This window comes from Caulobacter sp. GW821-FHT12F03 (assembly GCF_058806855.1).
Map to the genome: position 1 here is coordinate 24,578 of NZ_JBXAQC010000002.1, position 12,968 is coordinate 37,545.

Here is a 12,968-nt window from a genome sequence, read left to right on the forward strand (position 1 = left end):
AGGCCGATGTTCACAAACCTGTGGTCGATTGTCACACGATGACGGGGCATTCCTTTACAGCAGACGGCCTGAGGCTCGACGGTTACGTCCAGCACTACAGGGGCATGAATATCGTGCGCTTCGGCATGGCGCTGGGGCTCACCGGCCTGCTGGCGACCGTGGCGCCGCCGAGCTTCACCATCGGCTTCGGCGTTCTGCACCTGGCGCTCTATGTCTGTCTGGCCTGGGCGGTCGAGGTCGGCGCGCGCAATCCGGACAAGAGCGCGGCCCTGCGGGACATGACGGTCCGCACCGGCCTGATCGTGTTCCTGACGTCGCTGCACGCCTGCTGGATGGCCATGGAGGTTCGCGGCGCGGCCACCACCGGGATCGTGCGTACGGAATCGGGCCTGTTGATCATCGGCGTGCTGATGTTCACCGCCCTGCAGGTGCACATGAGCCGGCTGGGCTACATCGCCGCCATCGTGCCCTCGATCGCGTCCATGCTGTGGATCGGCATCGACCAGAAGCAGCAGATGCCCAGCGCCCACTTCGGCGCCGCCGTGCTGGTGTTCGTCGTCGGCGTGGTCGCGGCCAGTTGGCGCCAGCAGTCGACCGACCGGTCGCTGGCCAATGTGCGACTGGCGCTGGAAGAGAAGAACTTCGCCCTGACGGCGCTGGTCGCCGAGGCCGAGGCCGCCCGCGCGCAGGCCGAAGCCGCCAACCGCGCCAAGTCCGACTTCCTGGCCATGACCAGCCACGAGATCCGCACCCCGCTGAACGCCGTTCTGGGCCTCACCGAGGCGCTGAACCGCACGCCTCTGAACGTCTCCCAGAAGGAAATGGCCGCCGGCGTGCTCGACGCCGGAGCGCTGCTCAAGCGCCTGCTGGACGCGGTGCTCGACATCACCCGCATCGAGGCCGGCAAGATGTCGGTCGAGCTGGCGCCGGTTGATCTGCATCCCCTGGCGGCGACTGTCGTGCGCATCTGGGCCCCCCGGGCCAGCGAGCGAGACGTGGCGCTGGTGCTCGACACCACCGGACTGCCCTCGCCCTGCGGCGTGCTGACGGACGGGGCCAAGGTCGAACAGGCGCTGGTCAACCTGCTGTCCAACGCGGTCAAGTTCAGCCCGCGCGGCGGGACCGTGACCATCCGTCTGGCCGCCACGGCCCGGGACGGCGCGCTGGCCGTGACCGGCGAGGTGATCGACCAGGGCGCCGGCGTTCCGGCCGAGGACCGGCTGCGCATCTTCGAGACCTTCGAGCAGACCCGGGAAGGCCGCGCGCTCGGCGGCGCGGGCCTGGGGCTGGCCATCAGCGCCGGCAACATGGCGCTGATCGGCGGGACCATCTCGGTCGACGATGCGCCGGGCGGCGGGGCCGCCTTCCGCTTCGCGTTCGAGGCGCCGACGGCCGAGGTCGCCGACCCGGTCGCGACCGACCACAGCGCGCCGGTGCTCGACGAGGACCGCCCCCTGCGTGTGCTGGCGGCCGAGGACAACGCCGCCAACCGGCATGTGCTGCGGGTGCTGCTGGAGCCGCTGTCGGTCAACCTGACGCTTGTCGAGAACGGCCGCGAGGCCGTCGAGGCCATGGCCGCCGAAGCCTTCGACATCGTCCTGATGGACGCCAACATGCCGGTGATGGACGGCCTGGACGCCCTGCGCGCTATCCGCGCCGCCGGTGGACCGGGCGCGGCGACGCCGGTCTGGATGCTGACCGCGAATGTCTTCGAAGAGGACGTGACGCGCTATCGCAACGCCGGCGCCAACGGCGTGGTGCGCAAACCGATCGATCTGGCCGAACTGTTCGCCGCCCTGTCCGACGCCTCGGCAAGGGCCGCCGCGGACGCCGTCGCCGCCTGATCGACCCTTCAGTGGAAGTCCCGGCTGCGGACCAGGCGTGAGCGCACGGCCTCGCCCGGTCGCGGCTGCTGCCCCTCCTCGCGCATCGCGGCCAGCTTCGGGGTCAGGTCGGTGAACCGCTCGGCGACGATGTGGATCACCTGGCCTTCCTTGCCGGCGTCCTCGTCCCGCTGGATCCGGCCGTGGATGACGAGGAAGGCCGAGGTCATCACCAGCCGGCGGTTGGCGCTGAACACGTCCTTCCAGACCACCGCGTTGGCCGGGCCCGTCTCGTCCTCCATGGTCACGAAGACGATGCCCTTGGCCGTGCCGGGCCGCTGGCGGATCAGCACCAGTCCGCCGACCGACACCCGCCGACCGGTCTTGATCTTCGGCAGGTCGGCGGCCCGCACGCAGCCCATCTCGTCGAGCAAGGGCCGGAAGAAGCCGCAGGGGTGCGCCTTCAGCGACAGGCCGGCGGTGCGGTAGTCCTCGGCCACATGCTGCGGCAGGCTCATCACCGGCAGGGCGGCGGCGGCCTCGAACAGCGGCAGGCCGGACAGCAGCGACCCGTCGCGGTCCGCCGACGCCTCGGCGCCCTCGCCCTTGACCGCCCACAGCGCCGCCCGCCGGTCCATGCCCATGGAACGGAAGGCGTCGGCCTCGGCCAGCAGCTCCAGCGACCGCCGGGACAGCCGCGCGGCCCGGGCCAGGTCGGCCAGGGTGCGCGCGCCGGCCGCCCGCGCCGCGACCAGACGCTCGATCTCCGCCCTCTGCAGCCCCTTCACCTGCCGCATCCCCAGCCGCACCGCCTTCAGCCGGGCCTTCGGATCGGACGCCGGCTCCAGCGTGCAGTCCCAGTCGCTGTGCAGCACGTCGACGGCGCGCACCTCGACGCCGTGCTCACGCGCGTCCCGCACCAGCTGGGCCGGCTGGTAGAAGCCCATCGGCTGGGCGTTGAGGATCGCCGCGCAGAACACGTCCGGGTACCAGCACTTCATCCAGGCCGAGGCGTAGACCAGCAGGGCGAAGCTGATGGCGTGGCTCTCGGGGAAACCGTAGTGGCCGAACCCCTTGATCTGCTCGAAGCAGCGGGCGGCGAAATCGCCGTCGTAGCCGCGGCTGACCATCCCGCCGATGAACCGCTCCTCGTGGTCGGCGAGGTTGCCGAGATTGCGGAAGGTGGCCATCGCCCGGCGCAGCAGGTTGGCCTCGTCGTCGGTGAACTTCGCCGCCTCGATGGCCAGCCGCATGGCCTGCTCCTGGAACAGCGGCACGCCGAAGGTCTTCTCCAGCACCGCCTTGAGCTCGTCCGGCGGGCCGAACTCGGGGGCCGGGGCGGGATAGGTCACCGGCTCCTGGCCGCTGCGCCGCTTGAGATAGGGATGGACCATGTCGCCCTGGATCGGCCCGGGCCGGACGATCGCCACCTGGATGACCAGGTCGTAGAACCTCCGCGGCTTGAGCCTCGGCAGCATCGACATCTGCGCCCGGCTCTCGACCTGGAAGGTCCCCACCGAGTCGGCCCGGCAGAGCATGTCGTAGACCTTCGGGCACTCCTGCGGGATGTGGGCGATGTCGCTGAACGGCTCGCCGTACTTACGCCGCAGCGTCTCGCCGTGATGCAGGTTCAGCAGGTCGAAGCCGCGCTTCAGGCAGGTCAGCATGCCGAGCGCCAGGATATCGACCTTCATCAGCTCCAGCGCGTCGATGTCGTCCTTGTCCCACTGGATGAAGGTGCGGTCCTTCATCGCCGCGTTGCCGATCGGCACGGTCTCGTCGAGCCGCCGCCGGGTCAGGACGAAGCCGCCGACGTGCTGTGACAGATGGCGCGGGAAGGTCAGCAGCTCGGCGGCCAGGGTGGTGGCGCGGCGGATCTCGGGATTGTCCGGATCGAGCCCCACCTGGCGGATGTGATCCCCGGCGATGCCGTCGCCCCAGCTGCCCCAGACCGTGCCGGCGAGGGCGGCGGTGATGTCCTCGGTCAGGCCCAGCACCTTGCCGACCTCGCGGATGGCGCTGCGCGGCCGGTAATGGATCACGGTGGCGCAGATGGCCGCCTTGTGCCGACCATAGCGCCTGTAGATGTACTGCATCACCTCCTCGCGCCGCTCGTGCTCGAAGTCGACGTCGATGTCGGGGGGATCGCCGCGCTCTTTCGACAGGAAACGGGCGAACAGCAGGTCCTGGTCCTTCTTGGTCGGGTCGACGGCCGTCACCCCGAGGCAGAAGCAGACCACCGAGTTGGCCGCCGAGCCGCGGCCCTGGCAGAGGATCGGCTCGGGCCGGGCGCGGGCCCACTGGACGATGTCATGCACGGTGAGGAAGTAGTTCGGGTACTTCAGCTCGCCGATCAGCTTCAGCTCCTTGCGCAGCAGGGCGGTGACCTTGTCCGGCACGCCGTCCGGATAGCGCCAGCGGGCGCCGTTCCAGGCCAGGTCGGTCAGATGCTCCATGGCCGTCTTGCCGGCCGGCACGGGCTCATCGGGATACTCCTCGCGCAGGTCGCCGAGGTCGAAGGCGATACGGTCGGCGATCTCGCCCGAGCGCTCCACCGCGCCCGGCCAGCGGGCGAACAGCCGGGCCATCTCGGCCGGCGACTTCACATGCCGCTCGGCGTTGGCCTCCAGCCGGAAACCGGCCTGCTCGAGGGTGCAGCCCTCGCGGATGCAGCTCAGCACGTCCTGCAGCGGCCGTCGTTCGGCGGCGTGGTAGAGCACGTCCCCCGTGGCGACCATCGGCGCGCCGATGCGGTCGGCCAGCCCGGCCAGACGGTGCAGTCGCCGGGCGTCCTGCGCGCCGAACAGCCGCGACGCCGCCAGCCAGACCCGGCCCTTCAGCGCCCCCGCCAGGACGGCCGCGCGGGTCTCGAACGTCGCGTCCAGTCGCGGCGGCGGGACGATCAGGCACAGCTGCCCCTCGGACTGGTCGAGAAAGTCATCGAGCAGCAGGTCGCATTCGCCCTTCTCCGCCCCGCTCTGGCCGATGCTCAGCAGCCGGGTCAGCCGGGCGTAGGCCTCGCGGTCGGACGGGTAGCAGAGCAGGCTGGGCGTGCCGTCCATGAAGTCGAGCCGGCAACCGGTCAGGCTGCGCACCCCCAGTTCGCGCGCCGCCGCCCAGGCCCGCACCACCCCGGCCAGGCTGTTGCGGTCGGTGATCCCGATCGCCTCGACGCCGAGCGCCTGGGCCGTGACCACCAGCTCGGCCGGATGCGAGGCCCCGCGCAGGAAGCTGTAGTTGGTGGTGGCCTGGAGTTCGACGTAGCGGGTGGAGGGGCGGCTCACGCGAACACCCCGTGCAGCCACCAGCGCACCGTGATCTCGGGGTCGCCGTAGAGCCCCGCGCGGAAGATCCAGTAGCGGCCGCCGACCTCGTCCTCGACCCGGTAGTAGTCGCGGATCAGGCCGGTGCGGACCTCGTCGATCGGCTTGCGCCACCACTCCTCGGCGATGCGCTCGGGGCCCTCGGCCAGACGCACGCGATGACGCCGGCCGCGCCAGGTGAAGGTCGCCGGCGGGGCGTCGGGCAGCTCGGCCAGAGCGGTGATCGCCTCGGGCCGGGCCAGCAGGCGGATCGGCCGCGGCCGGTCGGGGTCCCATCCGGCGGCGGTCGACGGCGACAAGGGCGCCGAGGCGCGTGAAGCCCGTTCGGGCACATGGCTCTCGAACACCTCGGCGCGCCAGACCTGGTCCTCGCCCAGCCGGTTGGCCAGCCGGTCGACCAGCGCCGCCAGCCCCTCCTCGGCCATGGCCGCGCGGCTGTTGTCGAGCTGTCCCTGGGCGGCGGAGACCAGCTCCACCCCGCCGGCCGAAAGGGTCACCACCTCGATGCCGAAGCCGGGGTCTATGGCCTCCAGCTTCGGCGCGAACAGCCGGGTCAGGGCGCGGGCGTCGCGGCCGAGCGTCGACAGCCCGACCCGCACGGGGAAGGCCTTGCCGTCCAGCCGGTGGAAGGTCAGCTCGAACCGCCGCCCGCCCCGGCCCTCTGTGGTCAGCCGATCGCACAGCCGCGTGGCGATGTCGCCGGTCGCGCGGACCAGGTCATCGAGCACGCTGATCGGCTCCGCGAAGGCCAGCCGGTCGAACCAGGGGCTCGGCGGCCGGCGATAGGTCAGCGCCTCCTCGGCCCGGCCCAGGGCCTGGTCGAGCCTTCGCACCACCAGCGGCCCGAACCTCCGGGTCAGCTGGGCCCGGGGCAGGTCCAGCAGCCGCGCGATGCGGGTCAGGCCCAGCCGGGGCAGTTGCGCCGTCGCCGCCGCATCCAGCCGCAGGGCCGCGACCGGCAGCGGCGCGAGCACGGGCGCCTGGCCGTTCGGCGGGATGACCACGGCCGGCGCCTCGCCGTACCGCGCCAGGGCCCAGGCCGCGCCGAGGGTGTCGGCGACCGCGCCGCGCGCCGGGATGCCGTTGGCCGCCAGCCGCGCCAGCAGGTCCTCGAGCATCGCCGCCTCGCCGTCCCACAGGTGTGAGACGCCGGTGATGTCGAGCGCCAGCCCGTCGGGCCCGTCGGGCGCCACGGCCGGCGAGAACCGCACGCACCAGTCGCCGAGCGCCGTCAGCGCCGCCGCGTCGCCCTCCGGATCGGCGTCGGCGGTGACCAGTTCCGGAACCAGGGCCGCGGCGTCGGCGGCCTTCTGCCCCGCGTAGAGGCCCAGCGCCCGGGCCCCGGCGTCGAGCGCGTGCAGCCGGCGGGCGCCGCGTTCGGTGATCAAAAGCGCCAGCGGTGTATTTTTCCCGCTCATCCCGGCGAAGGCCGGGACCCAGGTTTTTTCTGATCCGCCCGAGTCTGTCCGACCCATCCCAAAAACGCCTGGGTCCCGGCCTTCGCCGGGATGAGCGGATTTGGAATCACGCCCTGAGCCGGTCGCGGTCCTGCGGTTCCACACCGTCACCGGCCAGTCCGGAAGCCACAGCGAGAGGATGCGAGCCATGGTCAGCCTCCTGCCGCCATTCAAAGGTCCATTCACCGGGGCGACCGCCCCGGCAGCGTTCGAGGGTCGCGGTCCAGCGGGGCGGTCCCAGCCCCGGTTCGCCCGCGGGAGGATCGCTGGCCGCGACCGCGACCCGCCAGCGCGTCGCCGCCGCCGAGCCGCTGACGCCCTTTCGGGCCGCCCCGCCGAACGGCCGCCGCTGGATCACGAAGCCGGTCGCCCCGTGCTTCTCGCAGGCCAGTTGCAGCCGGCGGCCGGCGGTCAGGTCGACGTCCTCGATCTCGGCGGCCACGGCGGCGACCCCGGCCGAGCCGAGCGCGTCCTCGAGCGCCATCAGGGCCGCCGTATCGTCCGGCGCCCGCACCTGGATCAGCCGCCGGGCCGGAAAGCCCAGCGTCTCCAGCCCCGGCGCGTAGAGGTCGTCCCGCCGCAGGATCCAGACCACCGCCCCGCGCGCCGCCAGCGGCAGGGCCAGCAGGGCGGCGAAGCCGGCGGTGGCGGCGCCCGTCTCGACATCCATCCCGCCGCCGGTCACCTCGTGCCAGCGGCCGAGCGGCAGGCCGCCGCCCGGCAGACAGTCGTCGACGCGCGGGTCGCCGAACGGCAGAACCGCGGATGGAGTCCGAGTCCCCGCTTCCAGAGCGGCGATCTGGCCCTTCACGGCCGCGAGGCGGGCGAGCCGCGACGCCGGCATGACTGTTCTCCAATGTTCCGCTTTTGTTCTCACCCTGCGGACTTGGAGAGTCAAGCCGGGACGCTATGGTGCGCTCAAACGGCTGTATGAGCCGACGGAGGATTCCCTTGAGCTTCAAGCGCGTGCTGATCGCCAACCGCGGCGAGATCGCCATCCGCATCGCCCGGGCGGCGGCGGAGCTGGGCATCGTCAGCGTCGCGATCCACGCCCAGGACGACGCCGCCTCGCTGCACGTCCGGGCCGCCGACGAGGCCGTGGCCCTCAAGGGCTCCGGCGTGAAGGCCTATCTCGACATCGACGGCGTGATCGCCGCGGCGAAGGCGGCGAAGTGCGACGCCATCCACCCGGGCTACGGCTTCCTGTCGGAGAACGCCGCCTTCGCCCGCGCCTGCGCCGCCGCGAAGATCACCTTCATCGGCCCCTCGCCCGACGCGCTGGAGCTGTTCGGCGACAAGGCCAAGGCCCGGGCGCTGGCGGCCAAGGCCAAGGTTCCGGTGCTGGCCGGCACGGGCCCGATCGACCTGGCCGCCGCCCGCGCCTTCTTCCGCAAAAACGGCCCGATGATGCTCAAGGCCGTGGCCGGCGGCGGCGGGCGCGGCATGCGCATCGTCCAGACCGAGGCGGAGATCGAGTTCGCCCTGGCCGCCTGCTCGCGCGAGGCGCTGGCGGCGTTCGGCGACGGGACGGTCTACGCCGAATGGCTGGTGGCCGACGCGCGGCACATCGAGGTGCAGGTGGTGGCCGACGGCCGGGCCGTGCTGGCCGTGGGCGACCGCGACTGCTCGATCCAGCGCCGCAACCAGAAGCTCGTCGAGAGCGCCCCGGCGATCCTGCCCGAACCGCTGCGCAAGGCCCTGCACGAGGCCGCCGAGCGGCTGTGCGCGGCCACGAAGTACCGCACCCTGGCCACCGTCGAGTTCCTCGTCGACGGCAAGGGGGGCTTCGCCTTCATCGAGACCAACGCCCGGCTGCAGGTCGAGCACACGGTCACCGAGGAGGTCACCGGCCTCGACCTGGTTCGCGTCCAGTTCGAGCTGGCGGCGGGCAGGACCCTCGTCCAGCTGGGCCTGACCGAAGCGCCGAAGCCGCGCGGCTTCGCCGTCCAGGCGCGGGTCAACCTGGAAACCCTGACCGCCGACGGCGCGACCCTGCCCGGCGGCGGACGACTGGCCACCTATGAGCCGCCGAGCGGTCCGGGCGTGCGCGTCGACGGCTACGGCTACGCCGGCTACGTCACCAGCCCGGCCTATGACAGCCTGCTGGCCAAGGTCATCGGCCGGGGCGACACCATGGCGTCCGCCTGCGCCCGCACCGCCCGGGCGCTCGGCGAATTCCGGCTGGACGGCGTGGAGACCAACGCCCCGCTGTTGCGCGCCGTGCTGGCCGAGCCGGCGGTGACCGGCGGCCAGGCGACGACCCGCTTCCTTGAGACGCAGCTGCCGGACCTGCTGGCGAAGCTGCCGAAGGTCGAGCCGGCGCCTGTCGACGCCGCTCCCCTGCCCGTCGCAATCCAGTCGGCGTTCGAAAGCCTCGACGGCGCGTTCAGCGTCGCCGCGCCGCTGCTGGCGACGGTGGGGCACATCGAGGTGGCCGAGGGAGACCTCGTCGCGCCGGGCCAGACCGTGGCCATCCTCGAAGCGATGAAGATGGAGCATGTGGTGACCGCGCCGGAAGGCGGCCGGGTCGTGCGCATCGCCGCGGCCAGGGGCGAGACCCTGCTCAAGGACCAGCCGATCCTGTTCCTCGAACCGGCCGACGTCGTCGCCGACGCCCAGGCCGAGGCGGCGCAGATCGACCCTGACCACATCCGCCCGGACCTGCAGGCCGTCATCGACCGGCACGCCTTCACCCTCGACGAGAACCGGCCCGAGGCCGTGGCCAAACGCCGCCGCACCGGCCACCGCACGGCGCGGGAGAACCTCGACGACCTGCTCGATCCCGGCAGCTTCATCGAGTACGGCGCCCTGACCATCGCCGCCCAGCGCCGCCGCCGCACGCTGGAGGACCTGATCAAGGCCACGCCCGCCGACGGCCTGATCGCCGGCATCGGCGCGATCAACGGCCACCTGTTCGCGCCCGACAAGGCGCGGGTCGCGGCGCTCAGCTACGACTTCACCGTCCTGGCCGGCACCCAGGGCAACATGAACCACAAGAAGACCGACCGGCTGCTGCACATCGTCGGCGAGCAGAAGCTGCCGGTGGTCTGGTACGCCGAGGGCGGCGGCGGCCGGCCGGGCGACACCGACGGCACCGGCGTGGCCGGGCTGGACGTGACCACCTTCGGCAAGTTCGCCGAACTGTCGGGCGAGGTGCCGAAGATCGCCATCGTCGCCGGCCGCTGCTTCGCCGGCAACGCGGCCATCGCCGGCCTTTCCGAGATCATCATCGCCACCAGGGACTCCAACCTCGGCATGGGCGGTCCGGCCATGATCGAGGGCGGGGGCCTCGGCGTGTTCAAGCCCGAGGACATCGGCCCCAGCGACGTGCAGTGGGCCAACGGGGTGATCGACATCCTGGCCGACGACGAGGCCCACGCCACGGCCCTGGCCAAGCAGGCGATGTCGACCTTCCAGGGCCGGGTGGCGCACTGGACCGCCGCCGACCAGCGCGCGCTGCGCCGGGCGATCCCGGAGAACCGCCTGCGGGTCTACGACATCCGTCCGCTGATCGAGACCCTCGCCGACGACGGCAGCTTCCTCGAACTTCGTCGCGGCTTCGCGGCCGGGATGATCACCGGCTTCATCCGCGTCGAGGGCCGGCCCATGGGGCTGATCGCCAACGACCCGCGCCACCTCGGCGGGGCCATCGACTGCGACGGGGCGGAGAAATGCGCCCGCTTCCTGCAGCTGTGCGACGCCTTCGACCTGCCGGTGCTGAGCCTGTGCGACACGCCCGGCTTCATGGTCGGCCCCGACAGCGAGGCCGCCGGCGCCGTGCGCCGCGTCAGCCGGCAGTTCATCGCCGGAGCCAAGCTGGGCACGCCGCTGATGTGCATCGTGCTGCGCAAGGGCTACGGCTTGGGCGCCCAGGCGATGGCCGGCGGCGGCTTCCACGCGCCGGTGTTCATCGCCAGCTGGCCCACCGGCGAGTTCGGCGGCATGGGCCTCGAGGGCGCTGTCAAGCTCGGCTACAGCAAGGAGCTGGCCGCCGAGACCGACCCGGAGAAGAACAAGGCCCTGTACGACCAGCTGGTCGGCCGGCTCTACGCCGCCGGCAAGGCGACCAGCATGGCCGCGGCGCTGGAGATCGACGCCGTCATCGACCCGGCCGAGACCCGCCGCTGGATCATCCGCGGCCTCGACTGCTGTCCGCCGCGCAGGCGTCCCGCGCGGGGCTGGGTCGACGCCTGGTGACGCGCCGCCGCGACATCTGGACTTGTCGCGGCGACTGTGAATTCCTTGAGCGCGAGTGGCGCTGAGGGGCGCCGCCAGCGTCCAGAGGGGTCTTCATGTTCCGGTCTGTCTTCCAGGGGCTCGCGGCCCTGAGCTTCATTGCGGCCCTGTCGCTGGCGTCTCCGGTCCGCGCGGCCACGCCGGAAGGGGAAGCCCTCGGACTGGAAATCGGGTCCACCCTGCTCGACGCGGCCGACTTCAAGTCGGTCATCGCCCGGGCCATGACCGAGGAATCCGCCTCTATGGGCGATTTCAGCTTCCGGCCCGAGTGGAAGCAGCTGCTGGTCGACTCGATGATCGAGGAGACCGAACACGACATCCCGGCGCTGAAGCGGCTGTTCGGCAAGTCGTTCGCTGACAATCTCACGGTCGAGGAACTGCGGGCGGGCGTGACGATCATGCGCGACCCCGCCATGCAGGCGGCGATCGCGGCCGCGGCCGCCGACCGGCCGACGCCGACGACGCGCCCCCAGCGGGCCACCGAAAAGGTGATCAACAGCCCGGCCGGGCGCGCCTTCCTCGACCGCCTGTCGCACCTCGACTCGCTTATGGGCGGCCTGGAGAACGACTTCATCGCCGAGATCATCCCGGGCGCCTTCCGGCGCTTCGCCGACAAGGCCGAGGCGTCCGAAGCCGCGCGGAACGCGGCGCACTAGGCGGCGGCCGGGGCGGCCCGGTAGCGGGCCAGGGGAGTGTCCACATGAAGATCGCGCATCTGTTCGCCGCCGGCGTGCTCGGCCTGGCGCTGACCGCCTGCGACAAGCCCGCCCCGCCCGAGCCGGCGCCGGCCAGCAAGGAGGACGCCCAAACCTGCTACCGCGCCCGCGACTACCGGTGCGCCGCGCTGAACTACTACGGCTACCTCAAGCTCTATCCGACCGAGAGCGATACGCGCGCGATCTACGCCATCAGCCTTACCAAGTCCGGCCAGCATCCGCTGGCCGTCCCGCAGTACGAGCAGGTGCTCCGGGAGGGCGTCGGGACCTACGACCTGTTCGCCAACTACGCCATCAGCCTCGACGCCCTTGGCCGGACCGAGGACTCGATGAGGTGGAACCGCAAGACGCTGGAGCTGGTGCCCAACCTGGTCGACGTCCGCGGCATGCTCGCCCAGCAGCTGGTGCGGCAGGGCCGGCACGACGAGGCGATCAAGCTGCTCCAGGACTTCGACGCCTACCTGAAGAAGAATGGCCAGAGCCCGTATTTCCAGGGCCAGATCATGGTCATCCGGGAAGCGAAGGCGGCCCGGGCGGGCGGCTGATCAGGCGGCCGCTTTCTGCCGGACCCGCGCCAGGACGAACCGCACGACCAGATAGGCGAACAGCCCGGCCGGCCCGAACATGAAGGTCAGCAGCAGGATGGGCAGCAGCAGCCAGTGGGGCACGCCGGCCCTCGGCGCATCCTCGACCTGCCAGGTCCCGACCCACAGGTCGAAGCACAGGTAGTGGATCCAGCCGGGCAGCATGGCCGCCGGCGTCGACAGCAGGATCATCACCGCCTTCAGCGAGCCGAACCCGCCGCCCTCCGGCCCGCCGGTCGCGGTCAGGCCGCGATAGATCAGAATGACATAGGCCAACGCCAGGATGGCCCCGATGACCCGCGCGGCGGCGATCAACGCCGGCCGCCGCAGCGGCGCGACGGCCAGCGCCAGCCAGCCGGCCACGGCCAGGCCGCTCATCAGCGAGAAGATCTGTTCAAGGTCCATGGTCGTCCCTCCCCAGGGTTTGATTGGGGGAAGCTAGCACAGGATTCCTCTCTCCCCTTCATGGGGAGGGACAGACCGTGCAGCGGTCAGGGAGGGGGACAGGGCCGCCGAGTCCGGTTCAACGGGGTGGCGACCGGATGCCCCACCCGTCCGGCCTTCGGCCGTCCACCCTCCCCATGAAGGGGAGGGAGAGGGTCTACGCTATGATGTCCGGCGTCAGCTGGTTTTCCAGCTTGGTGATCTGGTCGCGCAGCACCAGCTTCTGCTTCTTCAGCCGGGCGATCTGCAGCTGGTCGGGCAGCGGCTTGTCGAGCAGGGCCTCCACGGCCGCATCGAGGTCCTGGTGGCGCTGGCGCAATTCCATGAGCCGGCCGCGGACCTCCATGTTGGGCATGGCGTACAGCCCATCGTCGTCGTTCATGGT

At 71.6% G+C, this 12,968-nt stretch carries 9 protein-coding genes; 4 read left to right on the forward strand and 5 right to left on the reverse strand.

Going from position 1 to position 12,968, the window contains the following annotated elements; translation table 11 throughout:
• Positions 1 to 38: 38 nt before the first annotated feature.
• Positions 39 to 1,844, forward strand: a complete 1,806-nt coding sequence (locus AC1RN0_RS05540) for a response regulator (protein WP_492786440.1) — start codon at positions 39 to 41, stop codon at positions 1,842 to 1,844.
• 8 nt (positions 1,845 to 1,852) lie between these two features.
• On the opposite strand, the gene AC1RN0_RS05545 is transcribed toward AC1RN0_RS05540, so the two are convergent.
• From AC1RN0_RS05545 to AC1RN0_RS05555, 3 genes are all read right to left on the reverse strand, one after another.
• On the reverse strand, positions 1,853 to 5,107 hold the full coding sequence (locus AC1RN0_RS05545; RefSeq protein ID WP_492786441.1) for an error-prone DNA polymerase: 3,255 nt from the start codon (positions 5,105 to 5,107) through the stop codon (positions 1,853 to 1,855).
• Positions 5,104 to 6,564: a DinB/UmuC family translesion DNA polymerase gene (locus tag AC1RN0_RS05550; protein ID WP_492786442.1), complete on the reverse strand. Its 1,461-nt coding sequence runs from the start codon at positions 6,562 to 6,564 to the stop codon at positions 5,104 to 5,106. Before AC1RN0_RS05550 ends, AC1RN0_RS05545 begins: the two co-directional genes overlap by 4 nt.
• A gap of 106 nt (positions 6,565 to 6,670) precedes the next feature.
• Positions 6,671 to 7,447, reverse strand: coding sequence for an ImuA family protein (locus tag AC1RN0_RS05555; RefSeq protein WP_492786443.1), 777 nt, complete (start codon positions 7,445 to 7,447; stop codon positions 6,671 to 6,673).
• 107 nt (positions 7,448 to 7,554) lie between these two features.
• On the opposite strand from AC1RN0_RS05555, the gene AC1RN0_RS05560 reads away from it, so the two are divergent.
• From AC1RN0_RS05560 to AC1RN0_RS05570, 3 genes are all read left to right on the forward strand, one after another.
• A complete protein-coding gene (locus tag AC1RN0_RS05560) occupies positions 7,555 to 10,800 on the forward strand; it encodes an acetyl-CoA carboxylase family protein (protein ID WP_492786444.1) in 3,246 nt (1,081 codons plus the stop codon).
• A gap of 95 nt (positions 10,801 to 10,895) precedes the next feature.
• Positions 10,896 to 11,495 (forward strand): hypothetical protein, encoded by a 600-nt coding sequence (locus tag AC1RN0_RS05565; protein ID WP_492786445.1) that lies wholly within the window; start codon positions 10,896 to 10,898, stop codon positions 11,493 to 11,495.
• A 44-nt stretch (positions 11,496 to 11,539) separates the two neighbouring features.
• Positions 11,540 to 12,100, forward strand: a complete 561-nt coding sequence (locus AC1RN0_RS05570) for a hypothetical protein (RefSeq protein ID WP_492786446.1) — start codon at positions 11,540 to 11,542, stop codon at positions 12,098 to 12,100.
• Here AC1RN0_RS05570 and AC1RN0_RS05575 read toward each other — a convergent pair whose 3' ends face one another.
• Positions 12,101 to 12,544: an ABA4-like family protein gene (locus tag AC1RN0_RS05575; RefSeq protein WP_492786447.1), complete on the reverse strand. Its 444-nt coding sequence runs from the start codon at positions 12,542 to 12,544 to the stop codon at positions 12,101 to 12,103.
• 196 nt (positions 12,545 to 12,740) lie between these two features.
• A complete protein-coding gene (locus AC1RN0_RS05580) occupies positions 12,741 to 12,965 on the reverse strand; it encodes a YdcH family protein (protein ID WP_492786448.1) in 225 nt (74 codons plus the stop codon).
• Between the last annotated feature and the right edge of the window lie 3 nt (positions 12,966 to 12,968).